Genomic DNA, 1,954 nt, shown 5'->3' on the forward strand with positions numbered 1-1,954 from the left:
CCGTGACGCCCTCCGGCACCGCCCAGCGGCCGCCCTTCGCGCCGCCCTCGCGGTCGCCCCAGGGCTCCTCGACGGGTTCGGCGAGGAACCCCCAGACGAACCAGCGCCGCTCCATGTGGACCAGATGCGAGAGCAGTTCCAGCGGCGACCAGCCGGAGGGCACCAGCGAGGTCCGCAGCCGCGCCTCGGTCAGACCCGCGGTCGTCCGCGCCACGGTGGCGCGGTAGTGGTCGAGGTACGCGACGAACTGCGCGGACGGGTCGGGCGTGTCGAGCCGGGGCTCGGTGTCGGAGTCGGGCACGCCGACACGCTACGGCAACGGCGCCACGCCGCCCCGGGCGGGCGTCCTCCGGCCGCGCTTGACCTCAACCTCGCTCGAGGTCGCACGCTCGTCGCATGAACACCGACACCGCACAGGGGCACTCGCGCGGCCACGCCGAGCTGCCCCGGCTGATGGGCCTGATGACCGGCGACGAGAAGCACGGCCCCGCCGCCACCTCCACCCTCGACGTCCTGTGGGTCCTGTACGACCGGGTCCTGCGGATCTCGCCCGAACGGGCGGACGACCCGGAGCGGGACCGGTTCCTGCTGTCCAAGGGCCACGGCCCGATGGCCTACTACGCGGTCCTCGCCGCCAAGGGCTTCCTCCCCACCGACCTGCTGCCCGGCTTCGGCTCGTGGGACTCGCCGCTCGGCCACCACCCCGACCGCACCCTGCTGCCGGGCGTCGAGATCGGCAGCGGATCGCTCGGACACGGCCTGCCGATCGCCGTCGGCGAGGCTCTCGGTCTGCGCGCCCAGGGCCGCACGGAACCCGCCGTCTGGGTACTGGCCGGCGACGCCGAACTCGACGAGGGCAGCAACCACGAGGCCCTCGACTTCGCGGGCCACGCGGCACTGGACCGGCTGCACCTCGTCGTGGTGGACAACGCCTCGGCGACCCACGCCCGCCCCGGCGGCCTCGCGGCACGCCTCGACGCGGCGGGCTGGTCCGTCCTCACGGTGGACGGCCACGACCACGAGGCGCTGCACGCCGCCTTCACCCACCCCCACCCCGGACGCCCGCACGCCGTCGTGGCGCGGACCCGGGCCAAGAACGCCTGAGCGACGAGACACGGACGGACAGGAACGGGAGAACCCTGATGGACACCATGCGCGACCGCTTCGCCCCGGTGATGACCAGGCTGCTCGACGAGGACCCGCGGGTCGCCGTCGTCCTCGCCGAGATCGGCCGGGACGGCTTCGCCGAGGCGGCCCGCCGCCACCCCGACCGGGTGGTCAACGTGGGCATCCGCGAGCAGCTGCTGATCGGCGCGGGGGCGGGTCTGGCCCTCACCGGCATGCGGCCCGTCCTGCACACCTTCGGCAGCTTCCTGGTGGAGCGCCCGTTCGAGCAGGTCAAGCTGGACCTGGGCCACCAGGACGCCGGCGCCGTCCTGGTGAGCGGCCTGGGTTCGTACGACTGGCCCGCCGGCGGGTTCACCCACATGGCGCCCGGTGACGTGGCGCTCCTCGACACCCTGGACGGCTGGACCGTGCACGTCCCCGGGCACCCCGACGAGGCCGAGACGCTGCTGCGGCACGCCGTCGGGGCGGGCGACGACAAGGTGTACGTCCGGCTCTCCGTCCAGACCAACGCCGAGGCCCGCCCGGTGCGGGGCCCGGGCTTCCGCACCGTCCGCCGCGGCGGCGCCGGCGTGGTCGTCGCCGTGGGGCCGATGCTCACCCCGGTGCTCGACGCCACCGCGGGACTGGACGTCACCGTCCTGTACGCCACCACCATCCGCCCCTTCGACGGCGAAGGACTGCGCCGGGCGGCCGGCGCGGCGGGCACCGACGTGGTCCTGGTCGAGCCCTACCTGGCCGGAACCTCCACGGCGGCCGCCAACGACGCCCTCGCCGGCGTCCCCCACCGGGTCCTCGGCCTCGGCGTCGCCCGCCGCGAACTGCGGCG

Annotated in this window: 3 protein-coding genes; 2 read left to right on the forward strand and 1 reads right to left on the reverse strand. The window is 75.1% G+C overall.

What is annotated here, in order from left to right:
* A partial coding sequence (locus HW445_RS28820; protein ID WP_180223783.1) for a DUF664 domain-containing protein occupies positions 1-301 on the reverse strand: 301 nt, incomplete at its 3' end.
* A gap of 95 nt (positions 302-396) precedes the next feature.
* Between HW445_RS28820 and HW445_RS28825 the strand changes: the two genes are divergently transcribed.
* Both HW445_RS28825 and HW445_RS28830 read left to right on the forward strand, forming a co-directional pair.
* A complete protein-coding gene (locus HW445_RS28825; protein ID WP_180223784.1) occupies positions 397-1,104 on the forward strand; it encodes a transketolase in 708 nt (235 codons plus the stop codon).
* A gap of 38 nt (positions 1,105-1,142) precedes the next feature.
* Positions 1,143-1,954 (forward strand): transketolase family protein (locus HW445_RS28830; protein ID WP_180223785.1); only part of this gene is annotated, 812 nt, incomplete at its 3' end.

This window comes from Streptomyces sp. UH6 (assembly GCF_013421635.1).
GTDB lineage: Bacteria > Actinomycetota > Actinomycetes > Streptomycetales > Streptomycetaceae > Streptomyces > Streptomyces abyssomicinicus.